This is a genomic window from Streptomyces ferrugineus, assembly GCF_015160855.1.
Lineage (GTDB): Bacteria > Actinomycetota > Actinomycetes > Streptomycetales > Streptomycetaceae > Streptomyces > Streptomyces ferrugineus.
Genome location: NZ_CP063373.1, coordinates 4,659,559 through 4,673,868 on the forward strand (window position 1 = coordinate 4,659,559; position 14,310 = coordinate 4,673,868).

Below are 14,310 nucleotides of genomic sequence, written 5' to 3' on the forward strand. Positions count from 1 at the left end.
TACGCTCACGCGGCGCTGCTGCTCCTCGGCATCCAGTGCCGGCACGTCACCTCGTGCTCCGTGCCGAGACTGGTCCACCAGCGCTCGCAGCACGCGGAGTCGAGCTCCGCCTGGACGATCGCGTCGGCGGCATCCCCGCCGCCCCGCGAAGCACGCGCGATCAGATCCAGCAGAATCCGCCGCTGCTCACCGATCACCGTCTCCCGTACGACGGCGATCACCGGCACCAGGCCGGCGGCCGCGAACAGACAGGCGGCCCACAGCGGGCCGAACCGGAACTCGAGGATCGAGGTCCAGGCGAGCCCCGCGCTCGTGGCGATGTAGAGGACACACAGCAGGCGGCTGGAGCAGTTCATGGGCGTACACCGTCCTTGAGGCGGATCGATTCCCCCTGTCCAACTGCTCACGGCCCTCGCGGATTCGGGTGAATTATCCCACCGTGACTGACCAGAGGTCGAACGCCGGGAATGACTAGGTGTCGACCGTGGCCTTTCGCTGGAACGCGGAGCGGTAGGCGTGCGGGGTGGTGCCGACCACCCGGCGGAAGCGCTCACGGAACGCCGTCGGTGAGCCGAACCCCGCCTGCCGGGCGATCCGTTCGACCGGATGGTCGCTGTTCTCCAGCAGATACTGGGCCCGCCGCACCCGTGCCCGCAGCAGCCACTGCAGGGGAGTGGTGCCGGTCTGCTCACGGAAGCGGCGGCTGAAGGTGCGCTCGCTCATCCCCGAGCGCTCCGCCATCGCGCCCAGTGTGATCTCCCCGGCCAGGTTGTCCTCGATCCACTCCAGCAGCGGTTCGAGCGCCGAGCCGCGCGGCACGGGCGGATGCTCGTGCACGATGAACTGGGCCTGCCCGCCCTCCCGTTCCAGCGGTACGACGGAGACACGGGCGGTGTGCGCGGCCACGGCCGTACCGAGGTCCCGCCGGATCATGTGCAGGCACATGTCCAGACCGGCGGCGGCCCCGGCGGAGGTGAGGACCTGCCCGTTGTCGACGTACAGCACGTCCGGCTCCACCTGGACGTCCGGGAAACGCCGGGCCAGCTCGCCGGTCGCCATCCAGTGCGTGGTGGCGCGCAGCCCGTCCAGCAGTCCGGCCTCGGCCAGCACGAACGCGCCCACGCAGATGGACGCGATCCGCGTGCCCGCCCGCGCGGCCCGGCGCAGGGCCGCCACGACCTGCTCCGAGGGCGGACCGGTGTCGTCGCGGCCCGGCACGATGATCGTGTCCGCGTCCGCAAGGCCGTCCAGCCCGCGGTCGATACGCAGGGCGAAGCCCTCCGTGGGCACCTCCGGCGATTCGGCGCACAGCCGCACCCGGTAGGGACAGCGGCCGTCCGGCAGCCGTGTCCAGCCGAACATCTGGAAGGGCGTCGCCATGTCGAACGGCACCACGTTGTCGAGAACCAGGATCGCCACGGTGTGCATGAAGGCCACCTTAGGCAGGTTCCCGCCAGCGGCAGAAGCCCAGGTCATGGGTAGGATCCCCGGTGTGGGGCCGGGTGCGGGAGCTGGCGGGAATCCGTTGGAAGCTGTCGTTTCAGCCCCTGTGCGGGCGGCCGGAAGATCCCTAGCGTGGGCCCGGTGACCAAGATCCTGCTCATCCTTCACGTCCTTGCCGCGATCATCGCCGTCGGCCCCGTCACCGTCGCGGCCAGCATGTTCCCGCCGGCCGCACGCCGCGTCCCGGCGGCGGACGGGGCCGTGGCGGTGGGCACCGTCCAACTGCTGCACCGCATCTGCCGCGTCTACGCGGCCATCGGGGTGTCGGTCCCCGTCCTCGGCCTCGCCACCGCCCTGGCGATGGGCGTCCTGGGCAGCGGCTGGCTCATCACGTCCATCGCGCTGACCGCCGCGGCCGCCGGGATGCTCATCGCGTTCGTCCTGCCCCGCCAGGAGGAACTCCTCGGGCAACTGACCGCCGAGAGGCCCGTCGAGCGCTCGGCCACCGTGCAACTCGCCATGGTCACCGGCGTCTTCAATCTGCTGTGGTCGACCGTCACCATCCTGATGATCGTCCGGCCGGGCTCGACGACGGGCGCCTGAACCGGGCCGGGCGGGCGGCCCCACGACGCCGCGTCGGGGCCGCCGTAGTCCCCGTTCGTCCGCCGTCAAGCGCTCTGGCAGAATTCGTACTTCAGTGTGCGTCGGCGCCTAGACTCGACAGCCGTGCCCATATGCACACAGGGGCCACGACACGAAAGGCGCGTTGACGGGTGTTCCAGGATTCCCCCATTTACGACCGGCTCATCGCGGAGCGCGGCGACATCCCCACCCAGGTGCGCAGGGAGGCCGAACGCGTCAGCCGGGAAATGGAGTTCGTGATGCAGCCGGGGCCGCCCCTCGGCGGCGCACCGGCTCCCGGACGCCCGGCACCCCCGGCCCCGGCGTGGCAGCGCAGCGCCCTGCCGCCCGGCCAGTTGCCGGGCTGAGCCCGGTCAGACGGCCTTCGCGCTCGCGCCGTTGACATGGCCGTCCCGCCCCGCGGCGGGGCGGGCGAGCCACCCGGCGATGCTGCGGGCTATCGGCTGACCCGTGTCCACTTCGATGAAGCCGAACTGCCCCGACTGGTTGCACTCCAGGAACCACCAGGTCCCGTCGGCGTCCTCGACGAAGTCGAAGGCGCCGTAGGCGAGTTGGGCCTCCCGCAGGTACGCGCGCACGGCCTCGGCGACGCGCGGCGCGACCTCGACGGGCCGCCACGGCACATCGGACGCGGCGAAGCGGACGTCCACCTCGGCCTCGGTGCCGGTCGCCTTGCGGGCGGCCAGCAACTCCTCGCCGACCGCGGTGAGACGGATGTCGGCCCGCTTGGCGACGCGGCGTTGCAGCAGGGTGGGGCCGAACGCGACGGCCGAGAAATCCGTGTCCGGGGCCACCCTGCTGGTCGGCACCGCGCGCGGCGGGTCCTGCGGATGCGCGCCGGACACCGGCTTGACCACCAGATCCGGAAAGCGCTCGGCGAAGTCCCGGGCGGCCTGCGGGAACGTGGTGATCAAAGTGGCCGGCACGGGCAGCCCGCAGCGCTGGGCCAGCCGTAGCTGCCAGGGCTTGTGGCGGGCCCGGCGGGCCGCGTCGGGATGGTTCATCCAGCGGGCGTCGCTGCCGCGCAGCATGCCGTACAGCGCCTGCCCCGCCTCCTCCGTCAGCCAGGCCGAGGGGCTGGTCGCCCGCTGCGCCGCCGCTCCCGGCCTGCGCAGCCATATCGAGCGCAGCCCACCGATGCTCACCAGGCGCCCCGCGGACGACAGATGGCCGCGGAAGGCGCCGTGCACGAACTCGCCCGACAGGGCGACCCCGCCGGTCAGGTCGGCGGGATCGAGGCGGAACACCGGAACGCCCGAGGCGTTCAGGTGCACGACCACCATGTCGGCGGTCACGTCCTCTTCGCTGGTCAGAATCAAGACGGTCATCGTCGCCGACCTGTGTTCAGTCGTCGAAGTGAGTCTTCGAGCCGGCCGTGGACGTCGTCGTGCCCAACTCCCGCAACAACGCGTGATCACGGGCGGCTATGCGGCCGTCACGGAGCACGTTCAACTGCATACCGGAGTCATAGACGTACGGAGTGGTGACCTCCAACTCCGCTGCCGGCCGTGCATAGTTGAGCGCGAACGGTTGCATCGTCTCTCCCTCACAGGTGCTGCTCCGATCGAGCCTGGTCACCCGGCGGCGGCCCTCGGTCACCGACGCCCTTTGTCTTCTACTTACTTAAACGAATCGAACGGGTGGTTGGTTTCCTTACTTTCTGTAGTCAACGGCGTCCGGCGGCCTCGCCTCGGGAGAACGGCGCAGGGTGCGCAGTGCCAGCAGGAGCACGCCGATGTCGTCCAGATACACCGGATCGGGCATCAGATCGGCCGGCAGCACGAAGTACAGGACGGCACCCCAGAACACCCAGCGCGGCCCGGTCGGCAGTCCGGAACGCCGCAGCAGCCGCCGCGTCCGTACGAGCCGCACCAGCAGGCCGACGGCCACGGCGAGGAGGGCGGCCGCGAGGGCCAGGGCGACGACGATCGCCGCGGTGGTCGACTCCACGGGTCCTCCTCCCGCCGGCGGCGCACGTCGCGCCCCTTGCTGGTCGGATGCCCGCTCACGTCGTGCGCATTGCATGACGGCGGTCACCCGGCCGCATCAAGTCACCCGTCAGGACGGAAGACGCACAAACCGCCCGGTCACCTGCTTGACCGCCCCGACGGGCGAACGAAGCAAGCAGGGAAGTGCCCCCGCCCGACGCAGTAGCCCCACCCCACCAATCCACCGCAGCCGGGATACGCCCCCGGGGTGCACGGGCCGGTCGTTTCCCGTACTTTTCGCTCGCCCCGGCTACTGGTCGGACGTCTCCGGCTGTTCCTCCGCGGTGGCCTTGCGGGGCCGGGCCGTGCCCTTGAGGCGCTCGAAGGTCCGGGTGAGCTGCTGGAGGGGGGACGCCGGGGTGGCGGCCGGTGCTTCGGGCTGCCGTTCGGGTGCCGCCTCGGCGGACTCCCGGTACGCGGTCAGCGCCGCGTGCGCCTGTTCGGCGGCCTCGCGGTACAGGTCGCGGGACTTCGTCATCGCCTCGAGGGCCTCCGCGTACATCGCCACGAGCTTGCGCTCGCGCGCGAGTTCCTCCTCCAGGGTCAGCAGCCGCCAGTCCTCGCGCAGCGCGGTGAGGGCCTGCTCGGCGCCGTCCGGCAGCGGGCGCGGCAGCGCGGCGAAGCGGGTCACGGCGTGGATGAGTTCGGCCGGCTCCGAGCCGTCGAGGAAGACGCTGCGTACGGCGAAGTCGTCGACGCCGTAGCCGGTCGGCGCCGGGGCACCCGGCAGCACCACGGCACCGCCGCGCGGGACCTCGATGTCGAGGTCCCGCAGGGCCCAGTTCACGACACGGAGCTGGCTGGGCGCGGCACGGTGCTCCACCACCCGGTGCGCCAGGCCCGGCGGCAGCATCCCGGCGAGGGGCACGCGGCCGCGCTGGTCGGTGCTCATGGCCTCGTGGACGACGACATGGATGCTCCAGCCGTCACGGGCGGAGTCCCGCAGTATGCGCCGTACCGCCTTGTCGTCCGAGGGGAGCGGGTTGATGTCCCGCAGACGCAGGCCCGCGACGGCCTCGTGGTCCCAGGTCGCGTCCGGATCCTGCGGCCAGAACATGGCGGCCGGCGACGGCCAGCGCGGGTCCCACGGGGCCTCCGCCTCCGCGACCAGCACCCACTGCTGCCCGCTGCCGGAGTCGTGCTCGACGGTCAGCCGGGCGCGCACGGTCACCGACTCGGCGACCCGCCACCGGGCCTCGAAGATCCAGTCCTGGGCGCCCTCGGTCTCGGGCAGTTCCTGAAAGTCGTCGATGGCCCGGCTGTCCTTGAGGTGCCGCAGACTGAGCCGGAGTACGTCCTGTGCGGCGGACCCCGCGTGGCGACCGCGGGCGAACCAGACCGTGGGAGGGGCCGTGGGGCGGGTGCTGGGAGAGCTGGGCATGGGTCCATCTGTGGGGCGGGGGCACGGGCTCGTACCAGTATCGTCGCCGCAGGTGGATGCCGATCGCCTGGGGTCCGCACACGGGGTGTGCGCGATCCGCACCGGCCGACCACCGCTCACTCGTGGCCCGCTCCCCGCCCCGTCATGACAATGACTCGGTGAGCAGGACCCGCCCACCATCCGCATTGGGGCGGGTCCTGCTCGTCCCCGACTCCTCGCTCAGCCGTGGTACGTGATGTAGCCGTTGCCGTCCCGGTCGTTGCGGCTCTTGGTGTAGGAGTGCGAGTCCGCCCCGGCCCCCGAGGGCTTGTAGAGGTAGATCGAGTCCTGGTCGTTGTTCCAGATGAAGTTGCAGTTGTCGCGGTAGACGACGTTGCCCGCGTCGGAGTCGGTGCCGTTGCCGCCCCGGAGCTTCACATAGTCGCCGGGCTGCAGATAGTGGTTGGCGGTGAACCTGAAGCGGTTGCCGGCCTTGTCCTTCACGACATAGCCCTTGAGGTTGACCGTCGTGCGCGACGCGTAGTTCTTGATGGTCAGGTATTCCTCGTCGGTGTTGCCGGTCCGGCAGTTGTTGGAGTCGCGGCCGGGTGCGTCGTACTGGACGCCCCGGATCTTCAGCGCGGACGAGTACTCGGTGGCCTGGGCCGGGGCGGCGGCGAGCGCGGCGAGGGTGCCGGCCGCGAGGGCGGTTGTGGCGAGAATGCGTATACGCATGGAGAAATATCCCCCCTGTGTGGAACTTCTGTGAAGATCCGGAGTGTATCCAGGGACTGTCGCCCCTGTGTCGACTTCACCGAAATGCGAGACGTGGGCGCGGCGACGGCGAAGGGGCCGGGGTGGGAACCCCGGCCCCTTCGGTCGGCCTCGGTCGGTGTCGCCGGCGCCGCCCTACGCGCCGCTCTCCCGGAGCATGTCCTCGCGCTCGACGAGCTTCACGCGCTCCCGGCCCTGCGGCTCGCCCAGGGCCTTCTCGGCGGCGTCGAGCCTGTACCAGCCCTCCCAGGTGGTGAAGCGGACCTCGCGCTCGGCGAGGAACGCCGCCACGGCCTCCGGCTCGGGCGAGGCCGGCGTCTGCAGACGGTCGTTCGCGTAGTCGTCCAGCAGATTCGACACCGTCTCGTTGGCGTCGCCCTTGGTGTGCCCGATCAGGCCCACCGGGCCACGGCGGATCCAGCCGGTGACATACGTCGACTGCAGGTGCTCGCCGGACTCCTGGACGACCCGGCCGCCCTCGTCCGGGACGGTGCCCGTCTCGATGTCCCAGGGCAGCTTGGGGAGTTTGTCGGAGAGGTAGCCGACCGCGCGGTAGACCGCGGTGACGTCCCAGTCCTTGAACTCGCCGGTGCCCTTGACGTTGCCGGTGCCGTCGAGGGCGGTGCGCTCGGTGCGCAGGCCGACGACCCTGCCGTCCTCGCCGAGGACCTCGGCCGGCGACTCGAAGAAGTGCAGGAACAGCTTGTGCGGCCGGTCGCCGACGTCGCGGATCGCCCAGTTCTCCAGGGTCTTGGCGACCATGTCGGCCTGCTTGTTGCCGCGCCGGGTCTCGATCGAGCCCTCGTCGTAGTCGATGTCCTCGGGGTCGACGATGACCTCGATGTTGGGGGAGTGGTCCAGCTCCCGCAGCTCCATCGGCGAGAACTTCGCCTGCGCCGGGCCGCGGCGGCCGAACACATGGATCTCCAGCGCCTTGTTGGCCTTCAGACCGTCGTAGACGTTCGGCGGGATCTCCGTCGGCAGCAGTTCGTCCGCCGTCTTGGCGAGGATGCGGGCCACGTCCAGCGCGACGTTGCCCACGCCCAGCACCGCGACCTTCTCCGCCTGAAGCGGCCAGGTGCGCGGCACGTCCGGGTGGCCGTCGTACCAGGACACGAAGTCGGCCGCGCCGTAGGAGCCGTCGAGGTCGATACCCGGTATGCGCAGCTCGCGGTCGGCCGTCGCGCCCGTCGAGAAGATCACGGCGTCGTAGAACGCCCGCAGGTCGTCCAGGTTGATGTCGTTCGGGTAGTCGACGTTGCCGAAGAGACGGATCTGCGGCTTGTCGAGCACCTGGTGGAGGGCCGTGATGATGCCCTTGATGCGGGGGTGGTCGGGGGCGACGCCGTACCGGATCAGTCCGAACGGTGCGGGCATGCGCTCGAACAGGTCGATGGACACGCCGGGTTCGGCGGCCACGTCGGACTTGAGCAACGCGTCGGCGGCGTAGATCCCGGCGGGGCCGGCTCCGACGATGGCTACCCGCAGGGGGCGGGGCATGATCAGGTTCCCTTCGAGAGGCGATAGATCGACTCGAACGGGAAGCCTAAACTAAGGCAAGCCTAAGTCGGTACGCGGGTCCGACCTATGAGCTCATAAATCAATTCTATGGGGTGTCCGGGAGCCCGGGACCTCGGTTGCCGTACCGCGGGGGCGGTGCGGCAACCGAGGGCTCCGGTCAGTCGAGGTGGTAGCTGTCCCCGTACACCTTCCAGTCCAGCGGTGTGTCGAGGTCGAGGTTGCCGTCGCGCAGGAAGACCCGCTGGGCCGTGTCGACCCGGCTGGTGTCGCTGTGGGCCTCCTCCTGTTTCATGGCCCACACCCGCGCGTCCAGGAAGGCGTGCAGGTAGGTGACCTCGTCACCGCCCTGCGCCGGGGGCCGGGCCCGGTCGAGGGCGCGCCCGCGGATGTTGCGGAAGCTGGTGGGGTCGGTGCCGTCGCCGTGCATCACGATGGCGTCGTAGTACACGAACTGGCCGAGCACCCGCAGGCCGTCGGTCCTGCCCTGGCGTACGGCCGGGTTGAAGTACACCCGGTCGCGCTCGTCGTTCTGCGCCCGCCGGAACGCCTCGTCCCGCGCGGCCCGGACCCAGTCGCCGGGGTAGTCGGGGTCGAGTCCGTCGTGCGAGTCGGTGCCGTTCACGCGGCGCAGCGCCGGCAGGTACGGGGCGAGGACGTTGCCGGGGCGGCGGTCGGCGTACAGCTCGACCAGGTCGAGCATGTCGCCGGTGCCGGAGCAGAAGCCGATGATGCCGGCGGTGTAGCCGCGGCCGTCGCCGATGTCCTCGATGTACTTGTACTGCGCCTTCCAGTCGAGCGAGGAGTTCTCCGCGCTCGACACCAGCTTCATGGCGATCTCCTTCTTCGCCGGGTCGTCGAGTCCCACCGCGGCGTGGCGCGCGGCGGCGTGCGGGGAGTTGAGGAGCGGGGCTGATGCCAGGGACGCGCCGATCAGGGCGAGCAGTGTGCGGCGCGACGTGCGAGCGGGGTGCTTCACGGCGGCTCCAGATGAGGTGGGGGTGGGGAGTTGGCCGTACGTGACACTGATAGGAAGGTTTCCTATCAGACTGTGGACGCGATGGGCAGCGGTCGCGTCAAAGGTTCGTACCTATCTACAAGCCGTCGGCTACGGCAGCGGCTGCTCCGACCAGATCACCTTGCCCGCGGGCAGATACCGCGTCCCCCACCGCTCGGCGAGCTGCGCCACGAGGAACAGGCCGCGCCCGCCCTCGTCCGTCATGGCCGCGTACCGCAGATGCGGCGAGGTGCTGCTGCTGTCGAAGACCTCGCAGATCAGGCTCCGGTCGCGCAGCATGCGCACCCGGATCGGGGCACCGCCGTACCGGATCGCGTTGGTGACCAGCTCGCTCAGGATCAGCTCCGTGGTGAACGTCAGCTCCTCGAGCCCCCAGCTCTCCAGCGTCCGCGTCACGGTGGCGCGCACCTGTGCCACGGCGGCCGGGTCGGACGGCACGTCCCACTCGGCGACCAGGTCGGCACCGAGGGCCCGGGTACGCGCCACGATCAGCGCGATGTCGTCGCTCGGCCGGGCCGGCAGCCGGGCCTCAAGCACCGCCTGGCAGATCTCCTCCGGCGTCCGGTCCGCGCCGGCCAGCGCGTCGCGCAACAGCTCCAGACCCTCGTCGATGTCCCGGCCCCGGTCCTCCACCAGCCCGTCCGTGTACAGCACCAGCCGGCTGTCCCGCGCCAGCTCCAGCTCGGCCGTCTCGAACGGCAGCCCGCCCAGGCCCAGCGGGGGACCGGCGGGCACGTCGGGGAAGTCGACGGTGCCGTCCGGCCGCACCAGGGCCGGCGGCGGATGTCCGGCGCGGGCGATCGTGCACAGCCGGGAGACCGGGTCGTAGACCGCGTACAGACAGGTCGCACCGGTCACCGCGGCGCCGTCGCCCTCCTGGGCCTCGTCCTGGTCGATACGGGCCACCAGCTCGTCGAGGAGCGCGAGCAGCTCGTCGGGCGGCAGGTCCAGCGCGGAGAAGTTGTGCACGGCCGTACGCAGCCGCCCCATGGTGGCCGCCGCGTGCAGCCCGTGGCCGACGACGTCCCCCACCACCAGCGCCACCCGGGCACCGGACAGCGGCAGCACGTCGAACCAGTCACCGCCCACCCCGGCCTGCGCGGGCAGATACCGGTAGGCGATGTCCAGGGCGTTCTGCTCGGGCAGCCTGCGCGGCAGCAGGCTGCGCTGAAGCGTCACCGCCATGCTGTGCTCACGCGTGTACCGGCGGGCGTTGTCGATGGACACCGCCGCCCGGGCGACCAGCTCCTCGGCGAGCGCCACCTCGTCGGCGTCGAACGGCTCGGCCTTCTTCGACCGCCAGAAACTCACCACGCCCAGCACCAGGGACCCCGCCCGCAGCGGCACCGCGACCAGCGAGTGGATGCCGAACTCCACCACCTGCGCCGTCCGCTCCAGATCCTGGGCACGCCAGCCCGGCGCCTCCTGGAGGCGGGGCTCGATGACGGCCGACCCGTCGCCGAGCGCGCGGCCCTGCGGCGAGGAGTCGACGAACCGGATCTGCCGGCCCACCGGGTACAGCGGCGCGTCCTTGCGGATCCCGCTCAGCGCCGTGCGCCGCAGCCGGGTCGCCGCCTCCGGCTGCCCGCCGCCCAGCACCGCGTCGAACAGGTCGACCGTGGCGTAGTCCGCGAACCGGGGCACCGCCAGCTCCGCCAGTTCCTCGGCGGTACGGGTGACGTCCAGGCTGGTGCCGATGCCCACCCCGGCGTCGTACAGCATGTTCAGGCGCTCGCGGGCCTCCTCGGCGCGCCCGGACAGGGCACGCAGCTCCGTCGAGTCGCGCAGCGTGGCGACGCTCCCGGAGGGCTTGCCCCTGAGGTGGGTGGGACGCTGGTTGACCGCCAGCAGCCGGTCCTTGACCAGGTGCACCTCGTCCGTGGCCATCCGGCCGGAGTCCAGCAGCTCGGCCGTGTCGGCGGCGAGGCCGAGGTCGCGGACCCGGCGCCCCTCGGCGTCCTCGGGCAGATCGAGCAGCCGGTGCGCCTCGTCGTTGGCGAGCAGCATCCTGCCCTCGTCGCCGACGATGATCACACCCTCCCGCACCGCGTGCAGGACGGCGTCGTGGTGCTCGTACATCCGCGTCATCTCGTCCGGCCCGAGGCCGTGCGTCTGCCGCATCAGCCGTCTGCTGACCAGCGCCGTGCCGCCCGTGGACAGGGCGAGCGCGACCGCGGCGGCGATCAGGACGAGGGGGAGCTGCCGGTCCGCCGTGCCGCCCACGGTGGCCGTCGTGATGCCGGCCGACACCAGGCCGACGACCTTCCCGTCGGGATCCTCGATCGGGACCACCGCCTGCACGAGCGGGCCGATGGTGCCGGTGATCTGCTCGGTCACCACCCGGCCTTCGAGCGCCGGTTCCAGGTTCCCGACGAAGTGCTTGCCGATGCGGTCCGGCTTGGGGTGCGTGTAGCGGATGCCGTCGGTGTTCATGACGACGATGAAGTCCACGCCGGTCGCCTCGCGAGCCGCCTCGGCCCGGGGCTGGAGCACGGCCGTGGGGTCCGGGCCGTCCAGCGCCTCCCGGGTGCCCGGCGCGTTCGCGAACGCCTCGGCCACCGCCACCGAACGGTTGCGCGCCTCCTGCGTGCTGTCGTAGCGCACCTGGAGCACCAGGGCCACCACTGCGGCGACGACCAGCAGCAGCACGATCACCACCTGCAGCAGGAACACCTGCCCGGCGACGCTGCGCCCACCGACCGCCGACCGCAGCCACGCCAGCGGGCCCCTGCGCCGGCCCGGATCGCGCGGCACTCCCCGTTCGGGCACCACAACAGCGCGGTCGGGCGCACGCCGAGTGCGCGGACCGCTGGGACGACGGGCCGACCGGGCCCCGGATCGACCCGATAGTCGGACCATGTGCCCATGTCTACACTGCCGCGCCTTCGGAGGCGAGAGACGTCACAGACCGTGACAGGAGGTGTTTCCTCTCTCACCCGACGATCACATCGTGAAGCGTCGAGCGCGGGCAACTCCCGTGTCCGGAGCAGGGTTACGACGCCGTCGGCGTGCCCTCACTTCCGGCGCAGCGGCGTGGCCCGCCGGGTGGCGAGCAGCAGCGCGATGTCGTCGGGGCGATCCGCCATGTGCCGGGCCGTCGCGGTGAGCCGGTCGGCCACGCCCGCCAGCGAGCGGCCGCCCGGCCGGGCACCGAGGGCACCGGCCTTGGCCAGCGCCACCCGCAGCGCGCTGATGCCCTCGTCGATGTCGACGCCGGGCCGCTCGACCAGCCCGTCCGTGTACAGCGCCAGCACGGCACCGGGCTCCATCCGTAGCTCCGCGACCGGATACTGCGCCTGCTGGTCCACGCCGAGCACGATCCCGCCCGGCAGATCCACCAGATGGGTACGACCGTCCGGGCGGCGCAGCAGCGGCCGCGGATGCCCGGCCACGGCCGCCTGGGCGACGCCGGTCGCGGGGTCGAGGCGGATGTAGCAGCAGCTCGCGAACAGGCCGGTGTCGAGGTCGATGAGCAGGTGGTTGGTGCCGCTCATGACCTCGTCCGGCGGCCGGTCGCCGAGCGCGAAGGCCCGCACGGCGCTGCGCAGCTGGCCCATGGTGGCCGCCGCCTGCACACCGTGCCCCTGCACATCGCCGATGACCAGGGCAAGGCCGTCCCCGGCGGGCACGACGTCGTACCAGTCACCGCCCACCTCCATGCCCTGGGTGCCCGGCAGATAGCGCCCGGCGGTCTCCAGCAGCGGGTGCTGGGACAGCCGCCGGGGCAGCAGTGCCTGCTGCAGCCCGCGGGCCAGCGCGGCCTCGCTCTCATAGCGCTGCGCCTTCTCCATGGCGTGCGCGATCAGGCCGGCCATGGCCGTGAGCACCGCGCGTTCCTCGCTGCTGAAGCTGCGCGGCCGGTCGAAGCCGAGGATGCACGAGCCCACGGGACGCCCGGAGGCGATCAGCGGCAGGAAGGCGCGGGCGCCCTCCGTCGCGTCCAGCGCGATGCCCGGATAGGCGTCGGCGAGCTGCTGCATCGAGTCGAAGAACAGCGGACGCCCGCTGGTCAGGGTCTCCACCCCCGGCAGGCTCTCGTCCAGCCCCACACCTTCGAACGGGGCGAGGAACCCCTTCGGGAAGCCCGTCTCCCACGCCAGGTACAGATGCCGCTCCTGGAGCAGATAGATGGCCAGCCGGCGGCCGCCGAACGCGGGCAGCAGCTCCCGCATCACCACGGCCGACACCTGACGGGGCGTGACGGCCTCCGTCAGCGCGATGGCGAGGATGATCGGGCGGTACAGCGGGGCGAGCGAGGGCGCCCCGGCCGGCTCCGGAGTGACATGCGGCTCCGGCAGGTCGGACGGCGTGTCCGCCACCCCGTGCCCCGGGCGGATCGTGCAGGTCAGCAGGTCGGGCCCGGGATAGACGGACAGGGCGAGCCAGTCGCCGCCGAACGGGCGGTCGGCGGGTTCCCGCTCGGGGACGGACGGTCTGCGGACATGGAAGTGCACCGGATCCGGAGCCAGCAGGGCCACCCGCAGATGGTCCTCGACGGCGGGCTGGTTCAGCCATGGCACGCCCTCCCACAGCGTCCGGCCCAGCAGCTCGGTGCGCGACCGGCGCAGCAGCCGCGCCGCATGCGGATTCGCGTAGACGACCGACCCCAGCCGGTCCAGGCAGAACACCCCGTCGGGAAGCTGATCGGCCGCCACGTCCGCCACCGCGCCCGCCCCCGGGTCGAGGACGACACCGCGCACCGGCGACGCCCCGAAGGGAGCCGAGTCGTCGTACGGCCCCCAGACCTCGACCAGCCGCAGCGCACCGTTGGCGGCCCGCACATACAGCGGCAGCGCCGGTGGCCGGCCGCCGGCCGCCTCCCGCAGCGCCGCCAGAATCCGGTCCGCGTCCCCCGGGGCGACGGCCGCCGCGAACTCCTCCACGGTGGCGTGCGCCTCGCCCGGAGGCTCGCCGAGCACGACGTTCAGCCGCTCCTCCGCGCTCACGACACCCGACACCGGATCCCAGGCGAACCGGCCGAGATACCCGGAGGGCCGGCGTCTGGCCGGCGGCCGGACGCACAGGGGCCCGCCGTCCCAGGACACCGCCGACCCGTCCTGGTCCTCCAGGGTCCGCAGCGCCGATCCCAGCTCCTTGGCGAGCTGCGCCATGCGCTCGCGCACGGGCAGCAGCTCCGCGGCGTCCGGCGCCGAGGGCCGCAGCACGGTCAGCACGCCGAAGACGGAGGAACCGCAGGTGACGGGGACGTACAGGGAACCGAACTGGAACGGCAGACCGGCCGCGAACTGCGGATAGCGGCGCATCGTCTCGGTCGCGTTCGGCAGCACCACCTCGACCCCGAGCCGGTAGGCGTCCGCGACCGGAAACGGCCGGTCCACATGCAGTCGCCACCATGGCCGGAACAGCGGCCCCGGCAGGCCTTCCAGCACCGCAAGCCGGAGCAGTCCGGGCGTGCCGGAGCGCAGGTAGACCCCTCCCGCGTGGCCACCGGCCGCGCTGATCGCCTCCGCCGAGGCATCGATCAGCAGCGCCGCCAGCCCGCCGGGCGTCCGCTCTGCGCCCTCGGCGCTCACCGTCATCGGCCCTACCTCGTCCGTACGCCGTCG

At 71.9% G+C, this 14,310-nt stretch carries 13 protein-coding genes; 2 read left to right on the top strand and 11 right to left on the bottom strand.

All coding sequences use genetic code 11. The features are described from left to right. Positions 1-5 precede the first annotated feature (5 nt). Both IM697_RS21210 and IM697_RS21215 read right to left on the bottom strand, forming a co-directional pair. Positions 6-356 carry a hypothetical protein gene (locus IM697_RS21210; protein WP_194049278.1) on the bottom strand — a complete coding sequence of 117 codons (351 nt, stop codon included), beginning with the start codon at positions 354-356 and terminating at the stop codon, positions 6-8. A gap of 115 nt (positions 357-471) precedes the next feature. Beyond that, entirely contained in the window at positions 472-1,428 is a 957-nt protein-coding gene (locus tag IM697_RS21215; protein WP_194049279.1) for a GlxA family transcriptional regulator, read from the bottom strand. 156 nt (positions 1,429-1,584) lie between these two features. Here IM697_RS21215 and IM697_RS21220 point away from each other — a divergent pair, with 156 nt between their 5' ends. Both IM697_RS21220 and IM697_RS21225 read left to right on the top strand, forming a co-directional pair. Further along, the gene (locus IM697_RS21220; RefSeq protein ID WP_194049280.1) at positions 1,585-2,046 is read left to right on the top strand and encodes a hypothetical protein; all 462 of its coding nucleotides are present in this window, start codon (positions 1,585-1,587) and stop codon (positions 2,044-2,046) included. 170 nt (positions 2,047-2,216) lie between these two features. Continuing rightward, positions 2,217-2,432 (top strand): hypothetical protein, encoded by a 216-nt coding sequence (locus tag IM697_RS21225; protein ID WP_194049281.1) that lies wholly within the window; start codon positions 2,217-2,219, stop codon positions 2,430-2,432. 6 nt (positions 2,433-2,438) lie between these two features. On the opposite strand, the gene tgmB is transcribed toward IM697_RS21225, so the two are convergent. The 9 genes from tgmB to IM697_RS21270 form a co-directional block, all read right to left on the bottom strand. After that, the gene (tgmB, locus tag IM697_RS21230; protein ID WP_194049282.1) at positions 2,439-3,413 is read right to left on the bottom strand and encodes an ATP-grasp ribosomal peptide maturase; all 975 of its coding nucleotides are present in this window, start codon (positions 3,411-3,413) and stop codon (positions 2,439-2,441) included. Positions 3,414-3,429: 16 nt separating this feature from the next. After that, on the bottom strand, positions 3,430-3,621 hold the full coding sequence (gene tgmA, locus IM697_RS21235; protein WP_194049283.1) for a putative ATP-grasp-modified RiPP: 192 nt from the start codon (positions 3,619-3,621) through the stop codon (positions 3,430-3,432). A gap of 117 nt (positions 3,622-3,738) precedes the next feature. Beyond that, positions 3,739-4,035 carry a DUF1232 domain-containing protein gene (locus IM697_RS21240; protein ID WP_194049284.1) on the bottom strand — a complete coding sequence of 99 codons (297 nt, stop codon included), beginning with the start codon at positions 4,033-4,035 and terminating at the stop codon, positions 3,739-3,741. A 288-nt stretch (positions 4,036-4,323) separates the two neighbouring features. Beyond that, a complete protein-coding gene (locus tag IM697_RS21245) occupies positions 4,324-5,454 on the bottom strand; it encodes a hypothetical protein (protein ID WP_194049285.1) in 1,131 nt (376 codons plus the stop codon). A gap of 219 nt (positions 5,455-5,673) precedes the next feature. Next, positions 5,674-6,168: a lamin tail domain-containing protein gene (locus IM697_RS21250; protein ID WP_194049286.1), complete on the bottom strand. Its 495-nt coding sequence runs from the start codon at positions 6,166-6,168 to the stop codon at positions 5,674-5,676. Between the two features lie 174 nt (positions 6,169-6,342). Beyond that, on the bottom strand, positions 6,343-7,707 hold the full coding sequence (locus tag IM697_RS21255; RefSeq protein WP_194049287.1) for an FAD-dependent oxidoreductase: 1,365 nt from the start codon (positions 7,705-7,707) through the stop codon (positions 6,343-6,345). Positions 7,708-7,885: 178 nt separating this feature from the next. Then, positions 7,886-8,704 carry a chitosanase gene (locus IM697_RS21260; protein WP_194049288.1) on the bottom strand — a complete coding sequence of 273 codons (819 nt, stop codon included), beginning with the start codon at positions 8,702-8,704 and terminating at the stop codon, positions 7,886-7,888. Between the two features lie 129 nt (positions 8,705-8,833). After that, positions 8,834-11,602 (bottom strand): SpoIIE family protein phosphatase, encoded by a 2,769-nt coding sequence (locus IM697_RS21265; protein ID WP_194049289.1) that lies wholly within the window; start codon positions 11,600-11,602, stop codon positions 8,834-8,836. 155 nt (positions 11,603-11,757) lie between these two features. Then, a complete protein-coding gene (locus IM697_RS21270; RefSeq protein WP_194049290.1) occupies positions 11,758-14,283 on the bottom strand; it encodes a SpoIIE family protein phosphatase in 2,526 nt (841 codons plus the stop codon). Between the last annotated feature and the right edge of the window lie 27 nt (positions 14,284-14,310).